The organism is Clostridium collagenovorans DSM 3089 (genome assembly GCF_900130005.1).
Taxonomy (GTDB): Bacteria; Bacillota; Clostridia; order Clostridiales; family Clostridiaceae; genus Clostridium_D; species Clostridium_D collagenovorans.
This window is the reverse complement of record NZ_FQXP01000012.1, coordinates 1-22,855: the sequence shown is the minus strand read 5'-3', so window position 1 is coordinate 22,855 and position 22,855 is coordinate 1. Positions and strand designations below refer to the sequence as shown.

16 protein-coding genes and 5 tRNA genes are annotated in these 22,855 nt (G+C 30.4%); all 21 read left to right on the top strand.

The genetic code is table 11. From position 1 onward, the window contains the following. Positions 1-3: 3 nt before the first annotated feature. Positions 4-405 carry a spore cortex biosynthesis protein YabQ gene (gene yabQ, locus BUA48_RS13215; protein ID WP_072832540.1) on the top strand — a complete coding sequence of 134 codons (402 nt, stop codon included), beginning with the start codon at positions 4-6 and terminating at the stop codon, positions 403-405. 51 nt (positions 406-456) lie between these two features. Beyond that, positions 457-726: an FtsB family cell division protein gene (locus BUA48_RS13210; protein ID WP_072832539.1), complete on the top strand. Its 270-nt coding sequence runs from the start codon at positions 457-459 to the stop codon at positions 724-726. Positions 727-781: 55 nt separating this feature from the next. Beyond that, entirely contained in the window at positions 782-1,261 is a 480-nt protein-coding gene (locus BUA48_RS13205; RefSeq protein ID WP_072832538.1) for a S1 RNA-binding domain-containing protein, read from the top strand. 351 nt (positions 1,262-1,612) lie between these two features. Next, positions 1,613-1,701: transfer RNA gene (locus tag BUA48_RS13200), tRNA-Leu, on the top strand. Positions 1,702-1,706: 5 nt separating this feature from the next. Then, positions 1,707-1,782 (top strand) — tRNA-Met (locus BUA48_RS13195). A gap of 357 nt (positions 1,783-2,139) precedes the next feature. Then, a tRNA-Leu gene (locus tag BUA48_RS13190) sits at positions 2,140-2,228 on the top strand. 5 nt (positions 2,229-2,233) lie between these two features. Beyond that, positions 2,234-2,309 (top strand) — tRNA-Met (locus BUA48_RS13185). Positions 2,310-2,636: 327 nt separating this feature from the next. Beyond that, a complete protein-coding gene (locus BUA48_RS13180; RefSeq protein ID WP_207647624.1) occupies positions 2,637-4,052 on the top strand; it encodes an MATE family efflux transporter in 1,416 nt (471 codons plus the stop codon). A 43-nt stretch (positions 4,053-4,095) separates the two neighbouring features. After that, positions 4,096-4,836 carry a class B sortase gene (gene srtB, locus BUA48_RS13175; protein WP_178138988.1) on the top strand — a complete coding sequence of 247 codons (741 nt, stop codon included), beginning with the start codon at positions 4,096-4,098 and terminating at the stop codon, positions 4,834-4,836. A gap of 184 nt (positions 4,837-5,020) precedes the next feature. Further along, entirely contained in the window at positions 5,021-5,752 is a 732-nt protein-coding gene (locus BUA48_RS13170; protein WP_072832536.1) for a LytR/AlgR family response regulator transcription factor, read from the top strand. Positions 5,753-6,043: 291 nt separating this feature from the next. Then, positions 6,044-6,124 (top strand) — tRNA-Met (locus BUA48_RS13165). A gap of 709 nt (positions 6,125-6,833) precedes the next feature. Further along, positions 6,834-9,218: a stage II sporulation protein E gene (gene spoIIE / locus BUA48_RS13160; protein ID WP_072832535.1), complete on the top strand. Its 2,385-nt coding sequence runs from the start codon at positions 6,834-6,836 to the stop codon at positions 9,216-9,218. A gap of 553 nt (positions 9,219-9,771) precedes the next feature. Beyond that, on the top strand, positions 9,772-11,169 hold the full coding sequence (tilS, locus tag BUA48_RS13155; protein ID WP_072832534.1) for a tRNA lysidine(34) synthetase TilS: 1,398 nt from the start codon (positions 9,772-9,774) through the stop codon (positions 11,167-11,169). Continuing rightward, a complete protein-coding gene (gene hpt / locus BUA48_RS13150; RefSeq protein ID WP_072832533.1) occupies positions 11,159-11,695 on the top strand; it encodes a hypoxanthine phosphoribosyltransferase in 537 nt (178 codons plus the stop codon). Before tilS ends, hpt begins: the two co-directional genes overlap by 11 nt. Positions 11,696-11,800: 105 nt before the next feature. Next, entirely contained in the window at positions 11,801-13,852 is a 2,052-nt protein-coding gene (ftsH, locus tag BUA48_RS13145) for an ATP-dependent zinc metalloprotease FtsH (RefSeq protein WP_072832532.1), read from the top strand. A 470-nt stretch (positions 13,853-14,322) separates the two neighbouring features. Beyond that, a complete protein-coding gene (locus BUA48_RS13140) occupies positions 14,323-15,993 on the top strand; it encodes a formate--tetrahydrofolate ligase (RefSeq protein WP_072832531.1) in 1,671 nt (556 codons plus the stop codon). Positions 15,994-16,737: 744 nt separating this feature from the next. After that, positions 16,738-17,514 (top strand): type III pantothenate kinase, encoded by a 777-nt coding sequence (locus tag BUA48_RS13135; protein WP_072832530.1) that lies wholly within the window; start codon positions 16,738-16,740, stop codon positions 17,512-17,514. Positions 17,515-17,525: 11 nt separating this feature from the next. Next, positions 17,526-18,491 carry a tRNA dihydrouridine synthase DusB gene (gene dusB, locus BUA48_RS13130; RefSeq protein ID WP_072832529.1) on the top strand — a complete coding sequence of 322 codons (966 nt, stop codon included), beginning with the start codon at positions 17,526-17,528 and terminating at the stop codon, positions 18,489-18,491. A 107-nt stretch (positions 18,492-18,598) separates the two neighbouring features. Beyond that, positions 18,599-19,078, top strand: coding sequence for a transcription elongation factor GreA (gene greA / locus BUA48_RS13125; protein ID WP_072832528.1), 480 nt, complete (start codon positions 18,599-18,601; stop codon positions 19,076-19,078). 52 nt (positions 19,079-19,130) lie between these two features. After that, complete coding sequence (lysS, locus tag BUA48_RS13120; RefSeq protein WP_072832527.1) at positions 19,131-20,657, top strand: lysine--tRNA ligase; 1,527 nt, start codon at positions 19,131-19,133, stop codon at positions 20,655-20,657. 433 nt (positions 20,658-21,090) lie between these two features. Beyond that, positions 21,091-22,855: hypothetical protein (locus tag BUA48_RS13115; protein ID WP_341465252.1), on the top strand; the 1,765-nt coding region annotated here is incomplete at its 3' end.

Below are 22,855 nucleotides of genomic sequence, written 5' to 3'. Positions count from 1 at the left end.
AGTATGATAAATCCAACCTTTATAGAAGTTAATAGATTTATATGTGCAATCTTATCGGGAGTATTAGCCGGTGTACTATTCGATATATATAGAGTAATTAAGGGTGATGAGCAATCTAACCCTATAATTACTTTTATATCAGATGTATTATTTTGGATATTAACCTCAGTTTTAGTCTTTATATTTTTGTTGTATACTAATTATGCTTATGTTAGTATATATATATATTTGCTTATTTTCTTAGGTTTGTTTGGGTATTTAAAACTATTTAGTAGAGGTTTTTCAAAGATTTTGAGGAAAATAATAAATGAAACTTATTCCTTTACTAGAGCAATATTTAAGGGTATTTTATATCCTATAAACATACTTAAATATTCTATAACTAAAAAAAAGAAGAAGATATAAGAGAATTTATCTAGAGGATACAACAAATGCTATTAAAGTGGGGATGTTGAAATGAAAAAGTTTTCCAAAATAAAACCTGTTTTGCTAGTTGTAGCTATTGCATATGTTGCAATAACTTTGGTTAATCAGCAAGTAACTATTTTTAGACAAAAGAGAGAAGTTAAGAAGTGGGAAGACGAGCTGGTAAAGATAGAAGCAGAAAATCAGAAATTAAAGGACAATGTTAAAATGTCTGAAGATGAAAACTATATAGAAAGAATTGCAAGGGAAAAACTTGGTCTCATAAAAGAGGGAGAGACTACAGTAATGAACAAGAAATAAAGTTAAAAGTATTAAATTTACATAAATATTTAATTTCAAGGAGGATATTTTTTAGATGTCTTTAAAGCCAGGAAACATTTTAGAAGGTAAAGTGATTAACATTACAAAATTTGGTGCATTTGTAGAGGTGGAAGATAAGATAGGTTTATTACATATTTCCGAAATATCTAAGACTTTTATTAAAGAAGTTAGTGATTATTTAAAAGAGAATGATGTAGTAAAAGTTAAAGTTATCTCAATTGATGATAACGGTAAAATTAGTTTATCAATGAAACAAGTAGATAATGAGCCAGAAAGAAAGTCAGCTAGACCAGCTGAAGTAGATTGGAACAAAGAAAAACAAAGAAGTCATTCTGGAAATCACTCTGGGAATCATTCTGGGAATCATTCAGGAAGTTATGGAGATAGATCAAAATCAACGTCAAATAATTTTGAAGACACTTTATCTAAGTTTTTAAAAGATAGTGAAGAAAGAATTAAAGACACAAAACAATTTAAAAATGGCGCTTACAACAATAAAAAAACAAGAAAGTAATTAGAGCGTTTTAAAAAGTTATTATAGATAATTTATATTATTATAGATAATTTATAAATGAATTTACAGGTTAAGAGTTGGGGAAAGGTTCTCAAGCTCTTAACCTTTTATATTTTATTTATAGAAGGTTTGAATGTAAGGATAAAGATTAAACAACATTCTAAGAAAATACTAAACTTACTATTATAGCTATAGTCTATGTTCATAAAAAAATTGATATAATTAAACTTAAGTGTTAATGAAATTAGGTGAAAATATAATAAATTTATAAAAAACTATAGACAAGAGTATTTAAATGATATATAATAATTCATGTGCTAAGGAGTACTTAGCTAGCCAGAAAAATAATATGCTGAAGTGGCGGAACTGGCAGACGCACAGGACTTAAAATCCTGCGGTGGTTAAACACCGTACCGGTTCGATTCCGGTCTTCAGCACCAAATATCGCGGGGTGGAGCAGTTGGCAGCTCGTCGGGCTCATAACCCGAAGGTCGTAGGTTCAAGTCCTGCCCCCGCAACCAAAAAAGGTTCAAACATAGTTTGAACCTTTTTATTATTTTAAAAATAGAAAAGGAAGATAATAAAAATATATAATTTGAAGTTAAAGAAAAGGATGCAAATCTTCAACATAAAGGATGTTATAAAAGAATAAAAAGCTATAAAAAGTATAAGAATTAATTTTTAAATTATACTTTTATTAAAAATAATAGTGCTATAACCCTAGTAAAATCAATGCTTTGAGAGAAAAAGAATAAAAATGAATAAAATTTATCAAAAAGTGTTGACAGTTAATCCATATATAGATATAATAATACTTGTCGCTGAGAGCGATGGCAAAACAAAATAAATAAGCCAGAAATTAAGAAAAAGATTAATATGCTGAAGTGGCGGAACTGGCAGACGCACAGGACTTAAAATCCTGCGGTGGTTAAACACCGTACCGGTTCGATTCCGGTCTTCAGCACCAAATATCGCGGGGTGGAGCAGTTGGCAGCTCGTCGGGCTCATAACCCGAAGGTCGTAGGTTCAAGTCCTGCCTCCGCAACCAATTTTAAGGTTCAGCAATGAAGCCTTTTTTATTTTGCATAAAAATATCATAAAGAAAAAGAACTTAAAGTTTAATATAAATTAAGGGCAGTAAATCATTTTGATTTACTGCCTTTTTTCTTTTGAAAAATATGTAAGCAAAAATTGATTTGAAAAATAATTTTAAGGGGGATTAAGAAGTTGTTTTATAGATTGAGTTAAATATAGTTATGCAAAAATATATGATGAATAAAAACATAAACTTTTAAGGAAAACATAGTAAAAAGTGTTATAATAATTTAGTATAGATAAATTAAGTAAAGACAATAAGGGTAAAGAAGGGATATATATGAGGTCAAATTTACTGGTGAAGATATTTTCTTGCCGGTACATGGTTAAGGAAAAATATGTTCAAGGTGAATTACCAAGTACTGAAGAAGGGTATAGAAATACTCTAAATATTGCATGGCCATCAATAGTGGAAGCTGTTTTGGTAAGTCTTGTAGCATCAGTTGATACAATGATGGTTGGTGGAATAGGTCCAGAAGCCATTGCTGCTGTAGGAATAACAAATCAGCCGAGGTTTATAGTTTTAGCTATGTTACTTTCTCTAAATGTAGGGGTAACAGCTGTGGTGGCAAGAAGAAAGGGAGAAGGAGATATTAAGGCGGCTAATAGATGCTTAAAGCAAAGTATCTTAATAAGTCTAGGATTATCTTTTATTCTGTCTTTTTTAGGAATAACATTTGCACCTCAATTAATGAAGTTTGCAGGAGCTCAACCAGAAATAATTAACACATCTATTTCTTATTTTAGAATAATAATGGTGGGCTTATTTTTTAATGGTATATGTTTAACTATAAATGCTGCTCAAAGAGGAATTGGAAATACAAAGGTTTCCATGAGAACTAATATTGCGGCTAATATAATAAACTTGATATTTAATTATCTTTTGATTAATGGTATAGTGTTTTTCCCAACCTTAGGGGTTGTTGGAGCGGGGATTGCAACTGTCCTAGGGAATATAGTAGCTTTTTTAATGGCTCTAAAGTCTGTTTATAGAAGAAAAAGCGATGGCTTTTTAAATATTCTTTCTAATGTATCATGGAACTTTGATAAAAAGACTTTAAGAAGTATTTTGAATATAAGTAGTAGTGCTGCTGCTGAGCAAGTTTTTTTAAGAATAGGATTCTTTGTATATGCACTAATGGTTGCGAAGTTAGGTACAACAGCCTTTGCTACTCATCAGATATGTATGAATATAACTAACTTATCTTTTTCAGTAGGGGATGGATTTAGTATTGCTGCATCTTCCTTAGTTGGTCAAAATCTTGGAAAAAAACGTCCTGATATTGCTATGCTATATGGGAGTATATCTCAGAGGATAGCTTTGATTTGTTCAACTGTACTATTTTTTATATTTATCCTTGGTAGGAACTTTTTAATTGGTTTATTTACTAATGACCCTATTATAATAGCACAAGGTGCGATTATTTTAATTATAGTTGCCTTTACTACTCATGCACAAACATCTCAAGTTATTATTTCGGGATGTCTTCGTGGGGCAGGGGATACAAAGTATGTAGCATTAACTTCTTTACTTAGTATAGGAATTATAAGGCCTTTTTTAACATGGTTTTTATGTTTCCCAGTAGGTTTAGGAATTTTTGGAGCATGGATAGCTTTGTTCATTGATCAATGTATGAGGTTATTTATATGTTTTATGAGATTTATAGGAGGAAAATGGACCAAAATTCAGATATAATATATTGTATAAGAAAGTCATAGTGAGAAAAGGAATGATTTATATGAAAAAGTGGGTAGAGAGAATTATATTTATTGTAGCTTTATGTGTGTTTTGTTTTTCTGCTTATAAGTTATACACTATCTTCAGCGAGTATAACAAGGGTTCATCAGAATATGATAAGCTAGAAAAGTACAAGCACAATGATGTTGCCACAGAAGAATCACAGGGTAATGAGGAAGTTGATGGAACTACTGTAGATTTTGAAGAGTTAAGAAAGATTAATAGTGACATAGTAGCATGGGTGGAAATTAAGGGTACGAATATAAACTATCCAGTTGTAAAGGGTAAGGATAACGATTATTATATAAATCATACCTTTGAAAAGAATAACAATAGTTCAGGAGCTATATTCCTTGAGTGCAATAACGATGAGGTATTCTCTGATGGTAATTCTATTTTATATGGACATAATATGAAGAATCAAAAGATGTTTCATGATTTAAGCAAATACACTAAGAAAGAGTTTTATGATGAACACTCCGAAGTTATTCTATATACTCCAGAGGGAAAAAAGAAATACAAAATATTTTCTTTCTATGTAGCTGATGCTAGAAGTGACACTTATAAAACTAGCTTTTCAGATAAGGATGATTTCAAAAAATATATAGAATATGTAAATAGTAAGAGTCAATATAATACTGGTGAAGATGCTAATGAAGATAATAAAATTATAACTTTGTCTACTTGTACTAATGGAAATGTAGATGATAGATATGTAATACATGGAAAGTTAATTCCGTAGTGAACCTAAATAGGTTCACTATTTTTATAGGAAGTTAAAAAATAATTTAGTGTAATATAATATTTGTAGTAAAATAAAAATGAAGTAAGAGGATTAATGTTAAGTGGTGGTTGTATAAATATATGATTTTAATAAAAAAGTTTATGTGGAAATATAGACTTAGAACATTATAAGGAGATTATATATGAGAATTGCAATTGTAGATGATTTGAAAAGTGATAGAGATATTACAAGAATATATTTGGAACAATACTTAAATTCAAGTAATATTGGCTTTGAGGTTGAGGAATTTATAAGTGGAGAAGTATTTTTAGAAAGTATAGAAAAAAATGAGGTAGAAGATTTTGATTTAATATTTTTAGACATATATATGGATAAGATTAATGGTATGGAAGTTGCAAAAAAACTAGAAGAGATGAACTTAAATAGCATGATATTTTTTACTACTAGTAGTATAGAGTATGCTGTTGAGAGCTATGAAGTTAAGGCGGCATATTATTTAATTAAACCTTATACTTATGAGAAGTTTAAGAAGGCTATGGATAGATATAAAGATATGTTCCTTTCTGAAAGTAAATTTATAGAAGTTTTATGTAATAGAGTTATAAAGAGAATATTTTTAAAGGATATAGTTTTAATTCAGACGGCAAATCGTCTTGTTGAGATATATACTAAAAAAGATAAATTTACTACAAGACAAGGTTTTGATGAATTGGCTACAGTTTTACTAGAAAATAAAAATTTTGTATGTTGTGTAAGGGGATGTGTAGTTAATTTTGATTATATTATCAAGGTTAATGATGATTCATTTATGACTAATGAAGGTTTGATAGCGCCTATTAGGAGACAAGGGAGAAGTGACATAAAAAAGAAATATACAGAATATTTATTTAAAAGTATGAGAGAGGGATTATAAAGCTAAAGAGAAGACATAAAAGTTAACAAGGAAGGATTAATCAAGTGGTGTTAATTTAAGAAGTAAAAAAATCATATAAATAAAATGTGAAGCAAGAAATAGAAAACACAAAGATAGGTGAATATAAGCTTAGATTAATGAGTTTTAGGTAGGTGTTCGTAGCTATAATTTCACAAGATTGAATATAGTAAAATTTAATCCTATATTAAAATATGAAAAAAGGGTTGACATTAAAAAGTAATAAGTATATAATAAATCTTGTCGCTAGGAGATACCTAGTTAGCCAGACAAATCGGTTCTTGTAGCTCAGCTGGCTAGAGCATTCGGTTCATACCCGAAGGGTCGTAGGTTCAAGTCCTATTTCCGCTACCAAACTCACAAGTTAAACTTGTGAGTTTTTTTATTGCCAAAATATAAACATAAATGATTAAAAAGTATCCACAGTGTGTATAACTCCTCTTAATAACTGTTGATTAAAGTTAAAATAATGTGGGTAAAAGGAAATTAGTCATAGTAAAATGAGATTGGTTATAATAGTACCTTAAATAAATTTCACCTATTCTTATAATATTGCAATGCAGATTAAAACTTAACTAATATATTATAGTGTGTTTTTAATATTGAAAACTATATGTTTAAAGAAGGGGACCGAAGTATATTTAGAGTTGATTTATTGTTGAATCAACTTACTTTTAATATTGTAGATCCTTAATTGAAATAGGATTAGTGTGATAAAAAACTTCAATTCTTATTATAATCTGTCTTATGAAGCTTGGAATATAAAAAGTTATCCACTTCTAAACCAAAAAAATCATAATATATGCACAATAAGCTGTTAATAGTATAAAAACTTATCTACAAAACCGTAAATGATTTTCCATAAGTTTACAATAAAATACTTTTGGTAAAAAAAGGAATAAACTTAAAAGTGTTTAAATGCTGATAAAAATATATAAATTTAAAACAAAAAGTAATATGGTGTCTTTAAAAACTTCTAAACTACATCCAATAAATTACAATTATTTCCACTGAGCCTTGCTATAATTATCTTAAAGTAAAGATGATATGGGGGATAACATAAATGCAATATGGAGTGGAAGTATTACCTTACAAAAGGGAAGGTAAAAAAAATGTATCAAAGGGAAAGAATAATGAAGGTGTAAAAGCGGGATTAAAATACATAGTATTATTTTCAGTAATGTTATTAGTAACTAGAGTCAAGCTTATTAATAATATGGCTCCTTTTGGAGTTGCCATGCTTATGTGTATTACATCATATACAAGTAGTGTATCAAGTATTGTTGTTACAATGGGTGGTGTTCTTGGATATTTATCATTAATTGGACAATCTGAATATCTGGGATTATATATAATAGCCTTAGCAACAACATTAGCTTTTCAATATATAGTAGGTAGACATTTAGAAAAGAAAAAAAGAATATTTATTTTAGGAACAGCTATTTTCTTAGAGTTTTTATTGAGTAATTTCTTAATTAGTGGTTATGGATTACAGGTTTCAGCCTTTAGTGCTTTATTACAAATTACGCTCATTGTCCCAATATGCTTTGTCTTAGACAATGGCATAATGGGAATAAAGGAACTTAACACGAAGCACCTTTTCAATAATGAAGAAATTATAAGTATGGGAATATTATTATCACTTATAGTTGCTGGAACTTGGGGAATTGAAATAGCAGGAATATCTTTAATGAATATATTTGCTTTAGCATCTATAGCAATAGTTAGTTATATATGTGGTAGCTCAGTAGGTGCAGCTACAGGGGTAGCGATGGGCATAGTTGCAGGTATGTGTACAAATAATATGGTTGCATATATAAGTATGTATTCTATATGTGGACTCATAACAGGAATTTTTAAGGATGTAAGTAAGTGGGTATCAGCTATTGGTTTTATAGTAGTATTTTTGATATTGAAAATATATTTATTGGAAGTGGGAGGTTTTTCACTTATTGAAGCTGGAGTTGCCGGTTTAATTTTTGTATGTATAAGCAATAAACATTATAGAAAATTAGCTTTAGATTTAAATGCTGATAAAAAGACGGTTAATTTGACAGACGAATATGTGGACAAGGTTAAAGAGATGTTTGCATATAAATTAGAAGATTTTTCAGGATTACTTACTAATATGTCAGGAGTACTTAATAATCTTATAGAAAATGATAAGTTAGGTATGAGGAATAAGAGTTCGGCTCTGGTGCAGTGTTTAGCAGATAGGGTATGCAGTAATTGTGATATGAATCATTTGTGTTGGAAAAGGGAAATACATTATACCTATTCTGCTTTTGGAGAATTAATTCAAAATTTACAGGAAAATAATCATATAGTACCAAATGAAATAGAAAGAAAATGTACTCATAGAAATGCATTACTTAGAAATGCTGAGGACATTATAACAAAGTATATGTTAAGTGAAATGAAGAGATTGAGTTTGTGTGAAGGAAGGGAGCTTCTTTCTAATCAAATAATTAATATATCGGGGATAATAAAAAATATAGGGGAGGATTTCTCCAAGGATATAACTATTAATACTAAGGTTGAACAAGATATAAGGAGAATTTTAGATAAGTCTAATATAAATTATGAGGATGTATTTTCTTTTGAAAATAAAGTAGGCTCCTTAGTTGTTAAAGTTAGTATTAAGAATTGTAGAAATAAGGATATTGTAATTAAAGCTATTTTACCACTTATATGTAAGGCTACAGGAATTGATATGTGCATATCAAATGACAAGTGCAATGTGGATTATAGCAAAAATATTTATGAATTTACCTTTGAACAAGCGCCTAAGTTTTATGTATCGACTTACGCATCTGTTAAATGTAAAGAGGGTGAAAAATGTAATGGAGATACTTTCAATTATGGTGGCTTAAATGATGGATCTTATTTATGTGTATTAAGTGATGGTATGGGGTCAGGCCCTCAAGCAAGTAGAGAGAGTTCGGCAGCGGTTCAATTGGTTAATGATTTCATGAAGTCGGGTTTTGATAAGGTAACTGCTATTAATGTGGTAAATTCTATTATGACCATGAGGTTTGATGAAGAAGAGAAGTTTACGACCTTGGACTTAGCTAATATTGATTTGAATACTGGAGAAGCTGAGTTTGTGAAAGTTGGTTCGGTTTCAACATTTATTAAGTCTGCTAACAATATTTCTATAGTCAGGTCTAAGAGCTTACCTATAGGGGTTTTAGAAGAGGCAGATATTGAGATAGAAAGAAAGATGCTTAAAAATGGTGATTTTTTAATTATGATGAGTGATGGAGTTTCTGATTGTGATCAAAATGAAGAAGGGGATAAGTGGATAAGTGAGTATTTGAAAAATAACAATTTCAATGATCCTAAAGACTTAGCATATGCTCTAATGGATGAGGCAATGAAATTAAGTAAGTATAAGATTAAAGATGATATGACTGTTTTAGTTTCTAAGGTATATGCTTTAGAGTAAGGGGAGTGAAAACCTGAAATTAGGGTTGATATTATGAGTTGAAATTATGAATACACTAATAAGTGTAAAAGCTTTAAAATAGGTTGTTTTAGTATACTAAGGCCCATACATAAAATTAAGTTGATGTATGGGCTTTATTTATGAAAAAATAGATTTTGACATATTTATAATAATACTGTAATGTATACTTTGATTATGAATAATATTTTACATTCTTTTGAATATATATAATGTATTGCTTGAAAATTAGTGGTATATTAAATTAAATAAATATTATTGAAAGATGTATTTGTGTGCTTTGTAAGCAATGAAAAGTTAGAGCAACTTATATTATTTATAAGAGGTTATTTTAGATGGCGTTACTCTTGAAAAAATAAAAGATAAGAGGAACTTATGTTATTTATAAGACTAAGTATAGATTAAGATTGTACATATATAATTTAAAAGAAATATATTAAAATAATATTAAGTTATTATTACTAATAATATAATTGATTTTATTTATGATATAATATACTGTACTGTATAAAAAATAAACTAGGAGATGCAGGGTTTGAAAGAAAGAATTTTGAACACCATAAAAAAATATAATATGCTTTGTACAGGTGATAAAGTTATTGTTGCTTTATCAGGAGGACCAGATTCAGTTTGCTTATTACATGTCTTAAGTAATTTGAAGGATGAACTAGGTATAAGCATTTATGCTGTCCATGTTAATCATTGTCTTAGAGGGGAAGATGCAAACTTAGATGAAGATTATGCAAGAGAGATTAGTGAATCCTTGTCTGTACCATTTTTCTCAAAACGAATTAATGTACATAAATTATGTGAAGAAACAGGATTATCTTGTGAAGCTGCGGGAAGAAAGGCTAGATATGATTTCTTTGATGAGGTAGCAAGTGAGGTTGGAGCTAATAAAATAGCACTTGCACATAATTATAATGATCAAGCAGAAACGGTTTTAATGAGGATTATGAGAGGAGCAGGCTTAGAAGGGCTTGTAGGAATAAGGCCTGTAAGAGATAATAAATATATAAGACCAATAATAGAGATTAATAGAAGGGATATAGAGGCTTATTGTGATGAGTTTGTATTAAATCCTAGAATTGATAAGACTAATTTGGAGAATATATATAGTAGGAATAAAGTGAGATTAGAACTTATTCCTTATATTGAAGAAAACTTTAATAGTGATATAATATCTACATTAAATCGAACATCTTCTTTAATTAGGGTAGAAAATGATTTTTTAGAAAATCTTTCTTTGGAAAAGTATAAAAAATATTGTGATACTACTGGAAAAACAGTTATAATAAAAAGTGATATGTTTATGGAACATGAGGCTATTATCAACAGAGTTCTAAGGCATACCTTAAAAGAAGTTGTAGGAGATTTAAACAATTTTGAAAGCACCCATATAAATGAGGTTATAAATATTCAGAAACTTTCAACAGGGAAGAGATGTGTTCTTCCGAGGGGAGTTATTGTAGAGAATGTTTATGGAAATATTCATGTATATGTAGAAAAAGAAAAGTCGGAGTCTAATAGACCTAAAGAATATATTTTACCAATTAATGAAGAAGTCTATATTGAAGCTATAGATGCTTATATTAAAGCAAGCTTGGTTAAGAAGGGAAGTTTTAAAAGGTCTAAGGATGAAGATGAAAAATATTTAGCTATTGATGATAAAGAAGAGACTAATATTCTCTTAAGATACCCTAAGGAGGGAGATGTTTTTACGCCTTTAGGTATGAAGGGTAGCAAAAAGCTTAATCGATTCTTCATAGATAATAAGGTTCCTAGGGAAGAAAGAAATAATAAGTTAATTCTTTGCATAGATAATGAAATTGCTTGGATTATTGGGGATAGAATTAGCAATAAATTCAAAGTTACTGAAGAAAGCAATAAAATACTAAGAGTCGAGATTAGGAGAGGGAATAATGATATCTGATATTAAAGAAGTATTATACTCAGAAGAGCAAATTAGAAGTAAGGCAAGAGAATTAGGTAAGAGAATCAGTGAGGACTACAGAGGGCAAGAAGTTGTATGTGTAGGAATACTTAAAGGTTCTGTTATGTTTATGGCTGATTTATTAAAGGAAATTGAAATACCATGTTATATGGATTTTATGGCTGTTTCAAGCTATGGTAATTCTAGTCAAAGTTCAGGAATAGTTAGAATTCTAAAGGATTTAGACTATGAAATTGAAGGAAAGAATGTAATTGTAGTTGAGGATATAATTGATTCAGGAATTACATTAAATTATTTAATGGGTTACTTTAAATCAAGAGGTGCAAAAAGTATAGAAATTGCATGCCTATTAAATAAGCATGAAAGAAGAAAAGTTGAGATTGATGTAAAATATCTAGGTTATGATGTTGAAGATCATTTCTTAGTTGGATATGGACTTGACTTTGCAGAAAAATATAGAAATTTACCTTTCATAGGTATATTAAAAGAAGAAGTTTATAAATAATATATAAGGTAAGATGTTTACTAATATTATTGTAAATAAAAAATCATTATGATAGAATTTTAAGGTGATATCTTAAAAACAAAATAATAGAGAGGGGGGCCTTAAATGAAGAAATATTCAAGTGCAACGGCCTGGATTGCTGTATTAGTCTTGGTTATTTTTGCTTTAATGTTATTACTTCAGGGTAATCCAACAAGCAATAACATAAGCTTTGATAAGTTTAATACTTATTGGGTTAATGGCAAGATTGATAGCGTAACTATACAAGAAGATGATGGAATGAGTATAATTACGGGTCAACTTAAAGATGAGCAAAAAACTCAATATGAAACTATTGTTTCTACTGGTTATTTAAACAAATATCTAGATAAAGTAAATTTAGATGGAGTTAAGATTAACTACTTAAAACCTCAAAGTTTTCCAATCTGGGTATCACTACTACCTAATATAATACTTATTGTTGTTGTTATGTTTGTACTATTTATGTTTATGCAACAATCTGGTGGTGGCGGTGGCGGAAGAGGTGTTATGAATTTTGGTAAGAGCAAAGCTAAAATGGCGATGCCTGATGCTAAAAAAGTAAACTTTAATGACGTGGCTGGTGCCGAAGAAGAAAAAGCAGAACTTGCTGAAATAGTAGACTTCTTAAGACAACCAAAGAGATATACAGATATGGGAGCTAGAATACCTAAGGGTGTTTTACTAGTAGGGCCTCCAGGAACAGGTAAGACATTACTTGCAAAAGCTGTTGCTGGTGAAGCAGGTGTTCCATTCTTTAGTATATCAGGTTCAGATTTCGTTGAAATGTTTGTTGGTGTAGGTGCATCTAGAGTAAGAGACTTATTTGAACAGGCTAAGAAAAATGCACCATGTATAATATTCATAGATGAAATTGATGCGGTTGGTAGACAAAGAGGTGCTGGTGTTGGTGGAGGTCATGATGAAAGAGAACAAACTCTTAACCAATTACTTGTTGAAATGGATGGTTTCGCTGGTAATGAGGGAATAATCATGATAGCTGCAACAAACAGACCAGATATATTAGACCCAGCATTACTTAGACCTGGAAGATTCGATAGACAAATTGTTGTTGGAGCTCCAGATGTTAAGGGTAGAGAAGAAATATTAAAGGTACACACTAGAAAGAAACCACTATCTAAGGATATAGATTTAAAGGTAGTTGCTAAAAAGACTCCAGGATTTACAGGAGCAGATTTGGAAAATCTTATGAATGAAGCAGCATTACTTGCTGTTAGAAAGCGTAAGAGAGTTATTGAAATGGATGAGCTTGAAGAGGCTTCTACAAGAGTAATTGCAGGACCTCAGAAGAAGAGTAGAATCATTAGTGAAAAGGAAAGAAGACTTACTGCTTATCATGAAGCAGGTCACGCTATCACAATGAGATACTTAGATCATTCAGATCCAGTACATCAAATAAGTATAATACCTAGAGGAAGAGCTGGTGGTTATACAATGAATCTACCAACAGAGGATAGAAGCTATATGTCAAAATCTAGACTTCTTGATGATATGGTAGGATTGCTTGGAGGTAGAGTTGCAGAGCAAATTATCTTAGGTGATATTAGTACTGGTGCTAAAAATGATATTGATAGAATGAGTAGTATAGCAAGAAAAATGGTTATGGACTTTGGTATGTCAGAGAACATAGGAACAATTTCTTTCGGCACAGGACATGAGGAAGTATTCATGGGAAGAGACTTTGGTCACGAGAGAAATTACAGTGAAGAAACTGCTGCTAGAATAGATGCTGAGATACTCAGATTAAGTGATGAGGCATATAAAAGAGCAGAAGCTATCTTATCTGAACACATTGATCAACTTCATAGCGTTGCTAAGGCTTTATTAGATAGAGAGCAACTTGAAGGTGATGAATTTGAAGCTATACTTCAAGGTAAAGACCTAGATAAATTCATTGAAGAAAAAGAAGCTAAGAAAATGGCTGCTTTAAAACAAAGAGAAGATGAATTAAGAAGAGAAGCAGAGCTTGAGAGACAAGAGCAATTAAGAAAAGAAGCAGAGGTTGCTCATAATCTTAAAGAAGCTCAAGATGAAGTAGCTAATGACTTCGGTATAGAAGAAAATAAAGCATTATCTTCTAAGGAAGATGATGATGTAACTAAAAAAGATAACATGTAATTAAAGGGTGGGATAATATCCCACCTTTTTCTTATACAATGAAAGAATAGAATGAGGCTTAAAGAAATTACTAAAGTTATATATATTGTCTGGGAAATAAGAAGTATAACATTGAGAAAACAAGACAATGTTCGGAAATTAACTTAAAAAAACATAGGAAAAGCAACTTAACTCTAATTTTAAGAGAGCTTAACAATATAAATCAAGAATATACACATATAAAAAACGCAATAATTATAAAAATTTTCGTAAAATTAAGATTTATATATAGCTTTTACTATTTTAAAGTATTATAATATAAACATGGCTACTTTAGTAGTGACGTTAAAGTGAAAATTAAAAGTATTAAGTATAGAGATGTTTTTATTAAAGAACATAAGGAAAGTGAGTCTATGTTTTAAAGTATAGACTTTGGTAGTAAGCACTTATAAAGGTTCAAACTATTATTTGTTTTAGGGAGAGTGTTAAATATGAAAAGTGATATTCAAATAGCTCAAGAGGCTCAAATGCAACATGTAAGATTAGTTGCAGAGAAATTAGGATTAAGCGAAGATGACATTGACTTATATGGTAAATATAAATGTAAGATTTCTTTAGATGTTTTAAGTAAAAATAGTGAAAAAAATAATGGACATCTTATTTTAGTTACAGCGATAAATCCAACTCCAGCTGGAGAAGGTAAATCAACTGTAACAATAGGTTTAAGCCAAGCTTTAAACAAGATTGGTAAGAACTCTGTTGCAGTTTTAAGAGAACCTTCTTTAGGACCAGTTTTCGGTATTAAAGGTGGAGCAGCTGGTGGCGGATATGCTCAAGTTGTTCCAATGGAAGATATAAATTTACACTTCACAGGAGATATGCATGCTATAACTGCAGCTAATAATTTATTATCAGCAGCTATAGACAATCACATTCACCAAGGAAATCCTTTAAGAATTGATTCAAGAAAGATAAGCTTTAAAAGAGTAATGGATATGAATGATAGAGCTCTTAGAGATGTTGTAGTTGGTATGGGTGGTAAAGCTAACGGATTCTTAAGAGAAGATGGATTTATGATTACTGTTGCTTCAGAAATTATGGCTATCTTATGTTTATCTAAAGACTTAATGGATCTAAAAGAAAGAATGGGTAGAATTCTTATAGGATATAACTTAGATGGGGAACCTGTATACTGTAAAGAGCTAGGTGTCAATGGAGCTATGGCACTATTAATGAAGGATGCTATAAAACCTAACCTAGTACAAACTTTAGAAAATACACCTGCTATAGTTCACGGTGGTCCATTTGCTAATATAGCTCACGGATGTAACAGTTTAATTGCTACTAATATGGGATTAAAGCTTTCAGATTATGCTGTAACAGAAGCTGGATTTGGAGCAGATTTAGGGGCTGAGAAGTTCTTTGACATTAAGTGTAGATATGGAGAGTTAAAGCCTGAGTGTGTAGTAATAGTTGCAACAGTTAGAGCTTTAAAACATCACGGTGGAGTTAAGAAAGAGGATTTAAATACTCCTAATGTTGAAGCTTTAGCTAAGGGTATTGTAAACTTAGAAAAGCATATAGAAAATGTAAAGAAATTTGGTGTTAAACCAGTAGTTGCTATAAATAGATTTGTAAGTGATTCAGAAGAAGAATTCAAATTCATTGAAGACTTCTGTAAGTCATTAGATGTTGAAGTTGCTTTAACAGATGTTTGGGCTAAAGGTGGAGACGGTGGAATTGACTTAGCACATAAGGTGATAGACATTATAGAAAAGAAAGAAAGTGACTTTAAGGTATTATACGATGAAAAATTAGCAATAGAAGAAAAAATAAACTCTATTGCTAAAGAAATCTATGGTGCTGATGGAGTAGATTTTGATAAAGTTGCTTTAAATCAAATAAGAGAAATTGAAAAATTAGGTCTTGATAAGTTGCCAATATGTGTAGCTAAAACTCAAAATTCTCTTTCTGATAATGGTGCTTTAATAGGTAGACCAACAGGATTTAGAGTTAGTGTTAGAGAGGTTAAGCTTTCTAATGGTGCAGGATTTATAGTTGTATTAACAGGAAGCATAATGACTATGCCAGGACTTCCAAAGGTACCTGCTGCTAATAAGATGGATATATTAGAAGATGGAACAATCGTAGGATTATTCTAATATAAATTCTGATTATAGAATGTAAAAATTAATTGAGGGTTGTAGAGATAATTCTGCAACCCTTTGATTTTCGATTAAAGTAGTTGAAGTTAAGTATATTAAATAGGATTAGAGTAGCTTTATTATAAAGTATTAAGAAGCCAAAACTAAATTAATGTGTTATAGTAAATTGTTAAAACTAAATTAGTATATATAAATTTTAGTTAATACTCTACATTTATCTTAATAGTTATTCTATAATGACTATTATCTCTAAGTATAATGAAGATATTTTCTTCCAATATACCTTATAGTGAATTAACAAGATTAAATGGTGCGTTATTATAAAATACTAAAGCTAAATAACTATGGTATAGTGAAAAAATCTAATATTATTTTGGTAATATAATCATTGATAAAATATCAAAGCTTTAGGCTAAAGTAAGTTTTTATTGATAACTCATAAAAAAATAAGTTTTTTTATTTATGAAGGAATAAAGTTAACTAATAAATGTAAAAATATATTAATGTTAAATGATATTTAGAGAATTTAGGTCTTTAGAATGAGCTTAATAACATAATTGATGTAATATTATAACTTCTAACTAAGCATAGGCACTTGACAATTAACCATATAAGTGCTTGACAAATAAAGTGAAGTTGTTAAAATTAAAGTATTGATTAATTTTAAGTAACTTAGACTAATGAGAGTAAGGCAGCTTGCAAGCTGCTTTTATTTTATGACCTGTGAGGCGGTGAATTTAAATGATTTTAGTATTGGATGTAGGAAATACTAACATTGTACTAGGCCTTTATAAAGATGAAAAGCTTATATCAGATTGGAGACTGTCGACGGATTCTAAGAAGTCTTCTGATGAGTACGGAATACAAGTTTTACAGCTTTTTCAGTATAAGGGATTTGATTTAAAAGAGGTAGAGGGAGTAATAATCTCCTCAGTTGTACCTAATGTTATGTATTCTTTAGAACACATGGTGAGAAAATACTTTGGTATTCATCCAATGATTGTCGGGCCTGGTGTTAAAACAGGTGTTAATATAAAATATGATAATCCAAAGGAAGTTGGAGCTGACAGAATTGTAAATGCTGTGGCAGCTTACAATACTTATAAAAGAGCTTTAATTATAATAGATTTTGGTACAGCAACAACATTTTGTGCTGTAACTAAAAATGGAGATTACTTAGGTGGAACTATCTGCCCAGGTATAAAGATATCAGCTCAAGCACTATTTGAAAAGACTGCAAAACTACCAGAGGTGAAGCTTATAAAGCCAAGTACTGTTATATGTAAAAACACTGCTTCAAGTATGCAAGCGGGCATAATATATGGTTATGTTGGTCAAGTAGATTATATAGTAGCTAAGATTAAGCAAGAGATGGCTGAGGTAGATAATGAAGAACCACTAGTAATAGCTACAGGTGGTTTAGCTAATTTAATGGCAAAGGAATCTAAGACTATACAAAAGGTAGATTCATATTTAACTTTAGAAGGTCTAAGAGTTATATATGAGAAGAATAGATAATAGGTGTAAATATGAAAATAGGAAATTTAAATTTTGAGAATAATGTTTTCCTTGCACCAATGGCTGGAGTAACAGATGTGGCCTTTAGAGAGATTTGCATGGAGCAAGGATGTGGGCTTATATATACAGAGATGGTTAGTGCAAAGGGACTATATTATGGCAGTGAAAATACAGAGGCCTTAATGATGGTATCAGATAAAGCTAAACCAGCTGCGGTTCAGATTTTTGGGAATGATCCATACATAATGTCAAAGGTATGTGAAGATTACTTTAATAATAATGATGATATTTGTATTATTGATATAAATATGGGATGCCCTGTACCTAAGATAGTAAAAAACGGTGAGGGGTCAGCCTTAATGAAAAATTCTAAGCTTGCAGCAGAAATTGTTAGAGAAATAAAAAAAGTAACTAATAAACCTGTTACAGTTAAATTCAGAAAAGGTTTCGAAAGGGATGCAGCTACTGCAGTTGAATTTGCAAAGGCATTAGAAGATGCTGGTGTAGATTGTGTTGCAGTACATGGAAGAACTAGAGAGCAAATGTATGAAGGTAAGGCAGATTGGGATATAATTAAAAAGGTAAAGGAATCAGTATCTATTCCAGTTTTAGGGAATGGAGATGTATTTACAGCACAGGATGCCATAAGGATTACTGAAGAAACTAATTGTGATGGAATATTAATTGCGAGAGGTTCTATGGGAAACCCATGGTTGTTTAATCAGATTAATGAAGCCTTGAGGGGGGAAGAAGTAACTTATCCCTCTGATAAAGAAAAAATTGATATGTGTATAAAGCATTATGAGTTAGCTTTAAAATATCATACAGAGTATAAGGCTGTTAGAGAAATGAGAAAGCATATAGCTTGTTATGTAAAAGGAATGCTTAATTGTACAGAACTAAAAAATGCGGTAAACACTGAAAATGATTATAATAGAGTGATAGAAGCTCTTAATGAATATAAGGAAAAATTATAGGTTTTATATTCGTTGACAATTTTATATTACTGGTTTATAATTGTTTAAATGATTTATACAGAATATGGAAAAAATATTGAAAATAGAAGGCGAAGGGGAGTATAGTAATGAATGAAGCTAAAAAGTATTTAATGACAGCTGATGGAATAAAGAAATTAGAAGATGAATTAGATTTCCTTAAAACTGTTAAGAGAAGAGAAATAACTGAGAAGATTAAAGTTGCTCTTTCTTTCGGAGATTTAAGTGAGAATGCTGAATATGATGAAGCTAAAAATGAACAAGGTTTCGTTGAGGGAAGAATAACTCAATTAGAAAACATGTTAAGAAATGCTGAAGTTGTAGATGAATCAGATATTCAAAGTGATATCGTAAATATTGGAACTATAGTTAAGGTTAAAGATTATGACTTTGATGAAATAGTTGAGTATAAAATCGTTGGTTCAGCAGAAGCAGAACCAGAAAATGATAAGATATCAAACGAATCACCAGTAGGTAGTGCTTTAGTTGGTAAAAAAGTTGGGGATATAATTGAAGTTGTAATTCCTGATGGTATTTCAAAATACGAAGTTTTAGAAATAAAAAGATAATAAATTATATACTTAAGTTAGAGTTATGGATATAAAGTAAGGAGGAATTTTGATGTCAGATGAAAGACAATTAACTCCAGAAGAGTTAAATGAGAACGTTGAAGCTACTAAAGAAGAATTAAATGAACAAATGCTTCAAAGAAGACAAAAACTTGAAGAATTACAATCACAAGGAAAAGACCCATTTGAGGTTTACAAAGTAGGGGTAACTAACTATTCAAAAGAAATCAAAGATAACTTTGAAGAGTTTGAAGGTAAAGAAGTTACTGTAGCTGGTAGATTAATGTCTAAGAGAGTTCAAGGTAAAGCTGGATTCTCAGATCTTCATGACAAAGAGGGTAAAATCCAATTATATATCAAATTAAATGAAGTTGGCGAAGATAAATTAAAAGAGTTCAAAACTTTAAATATTGGTGACATCATCGGTGTTACTGGTACTGTGTTCATGACTAAAAGAGGAGAGATATCTGTATCAGTAACAGATTTCGTATTAGCTTGTAAGTCATTAAGACCATTACCAGAAAAATGGCACGGGTTAAAAGATCCAGATTTAAGATATAGACATAGAGAAGTAGATGTTATAATGAATCCAGAAGTTAGGGATACATTAATGAAGAGAACAGCTATAATCAGAGGAATTAGAGAGTACTTAGATACTAGAGGATATATGGAAGCTGAAACACCAATCCTATCACCAATAGCTGGTGGTGCTGCTGCAAGACCATTTATCACTCACCATAATGCTTTAGATATAGATATGTATTTAAGAATAGCTACAGAGTTATACTTAAAAAGATTAATAGTTGCTGGGTTTGATAAAGTATATGACTTAGGAAAGAACTTCAGAAATGAAGGTATCGACGTAAGACATAACCCAGAGTTTACTATGATTGAAATATACAAAGCTTATGCTGATTACAATGACATGATGAAAATAACTGAGGATATGATTTCTTCTGTTGCTCAACAAGTACTTGGTACAATGAAAGTTAATTATCAAGGAACTGAAATAGACTTTACACCACCATGGAGAAGAATCACTATGGTTGACGCTGTTAAAGAATATTCAGGTGTTGACTTTAATACAATTACAGAAGAAGAAGCTAGAGTAATAGCTAAAGAAAGACACTTAGAATTTAAGAAAGATTTAGCTGACTGTAGTAAAGCAGACGTATTAAATGCTATGTTTGAAGAATATGCTGAAGACAAAATGATTCAACCTACATTTGTTTGCGATTACCCAGTTGAAATCTCTCCATTAAGTAAAAAGAAAAAGGATGATCCAGCATTCACTGAAAGATTTGAAGGATTTATCTATGGTAGAGAAATCTGTAATGCTTACTCTGAGTTAAATGATCCTGTTGTTCAAAGAGAGAGATTCATGCAACAATTAAGAGAAAGAGAATTAGGTGATGATGAAGCATTTGTACTTGATGAAGACTTCTTATATGCACTTGAAATTGGTATGCCTCCAACAGGTGGATTAGGTATAGGAATAGATAGAGTAGTAATGTTCTTAACTGATTCTACATCAATTAGAGACGTACTTTTATTCCCAACAATGAAACCAGAAAAATAATATATTTTATTTTAAGATTAAGTCTTTGAGAGGATCATACTTCTCAGGGGCTTTTTTTATGTGTTCCCAACATGGGTTTTGGTTGTACTATAAAGTAATAAAAATAATCTTTAGTTAAGATAGCAATATGTTCAAGATATTGCTATAAGCTCATAAATAATGAGATTTGGTTATGTTATAAAATCTATATATGTAAAATTATATTACACACAATTTAACTTATATAGTCTAATATCACAAGAGCGCCTTGCAAATTTGCTGTATGAGTAGCTGCAAATATAAATATGAATACTAAGAATATTTATTCTAATAAACAATCTTCATTACATTTACTATTACAGTATTTTAAGTTATAATATTCAAATAAGAACAAAATATAGGATTATATTATAAATTTTGAAGTGTAGTGTTAAATCAAGTATGGGGGATGATTATGGGCATTAAGAAAAAAAGAAAAGTGAATATTATTACATTTATTGTATCTATCACATTATTTATAGGTATTTTTTCTGAAACGGCAATGGCACAAAATATTGGGGTTTTACATACAACTTTATTATCGAATGTACCACTTTATTGTGAAGCAAAGCTTGCAGCGTTACCAGACTCAAAATATGAAGGGAAAGAGATTTTAGCAATTACCATAGATAATAGTGATTCAAGCAAATGCGATTTATCAGAAGTATATTATTCTATTTATGATGGTAGAAGTTTCGCTGTACCAATGGCAATAGAACAAGATGGTACATGGGATATGGAGCCGTTTTTGTATTCAAATGAAGAAGTGTTAATAGCATGGACAGACGCAACTATGAAATTAGTTGAATCACCAATAGGCTATGATATAGCAAGTGCTATGCGAATTAGTCTTTCGATTTATGACCCGATTACACTAACAATGAAACCTCCAATTTCTAATATTTCTTATTATGGGTCAGATAATATTAGCACATATAATCCAAGGATTACTAAGGTTGGGGATGAGATACTTGTTTCTTGGGTGGTTTGTAATAATATTTTAAATGATACCAATGCATATGGAATAGAAGGAATGTATTATAATCCTGAAACGAATACTTTTTACTCAGAAAATAATACGGAAGTTACTAATGGAAACCTTGTACCTATGATTTTTGCAAAAGAATGTAGTTATATTTCGAATTATTCTATTTCTGAAATAAAAGGTGAGGTAGTCACTATGTTTGAAGAATCTGTAGATCAAACCACGCATATTTCTGATGTCATGTTTGATAAAGTTATTAAAAAAATCTATCCTTTTTTCTCCGAAAAGTATAAAGATAGCATCATCAAAATATCTACAAATAAAGGAAATACCGTGACTGATTTAACAGACGGTGATTCTTATTCATCGATAATTGAGTCGGATAATTCAATGTTACTCTACTATAATAAAAATAAGATTTATTCAATAAACAATGTCTTAAGCTCGGTTGAGAGTGGAGGTGTTTCTGAGACGGGTGATGCAAGGTATACAATCGTATCCCAAAATGGCGTCCCAACATATCTTACGGCAATGAAGTATGAACCTTTTACGACAAGTGAATATCAAAGTGAAATTATAATTGACGGTAAAACATACGTGAAAATAGATGATGAAAAGTGGATGGATGAAAGTGGAGATATTCGAACGATAAATAAAGAGCATATATATTTCTACTATGTTAACTTTGAAGAAAGTAAATTGGATCTTCTTTCACAAAAATTATATAAAGAGAATCAAATGGTTTTCCCATGTCCACCGTCATTTATTATAAATGAATCAAATGAATTAGTATGCACATATACAATGAATGTGATTGAAAGCGGATGTAATTCTTCATCAAATTTATTACGCTATTCTAAATGTGATGAAGAATATCTAATGAGTGCTAATTACTCAGTAGTAGATGAAGCAATTAGAAAAGCATACAGTATAAATATGAATAACTACATTAATTTTTCTGCTGTAATAGATGCAATTAATGCTGTTGTGCGTGATAAGCATTATACCGAGCAAGATATTGTTAATGGTTATGCTATTGCAATCGAGAATGCAATTAATACTCAATTAAAACCTGCTGATTACTCAAAAGTAGATGCAGTAATTGAAAAAGCCAATGACTTAAGGAAAGAGGATTACAAGGATTTTTCTGCTGTAACAGCTGCAATTAATGGTGTTATTCGAGGTAAGGATATTA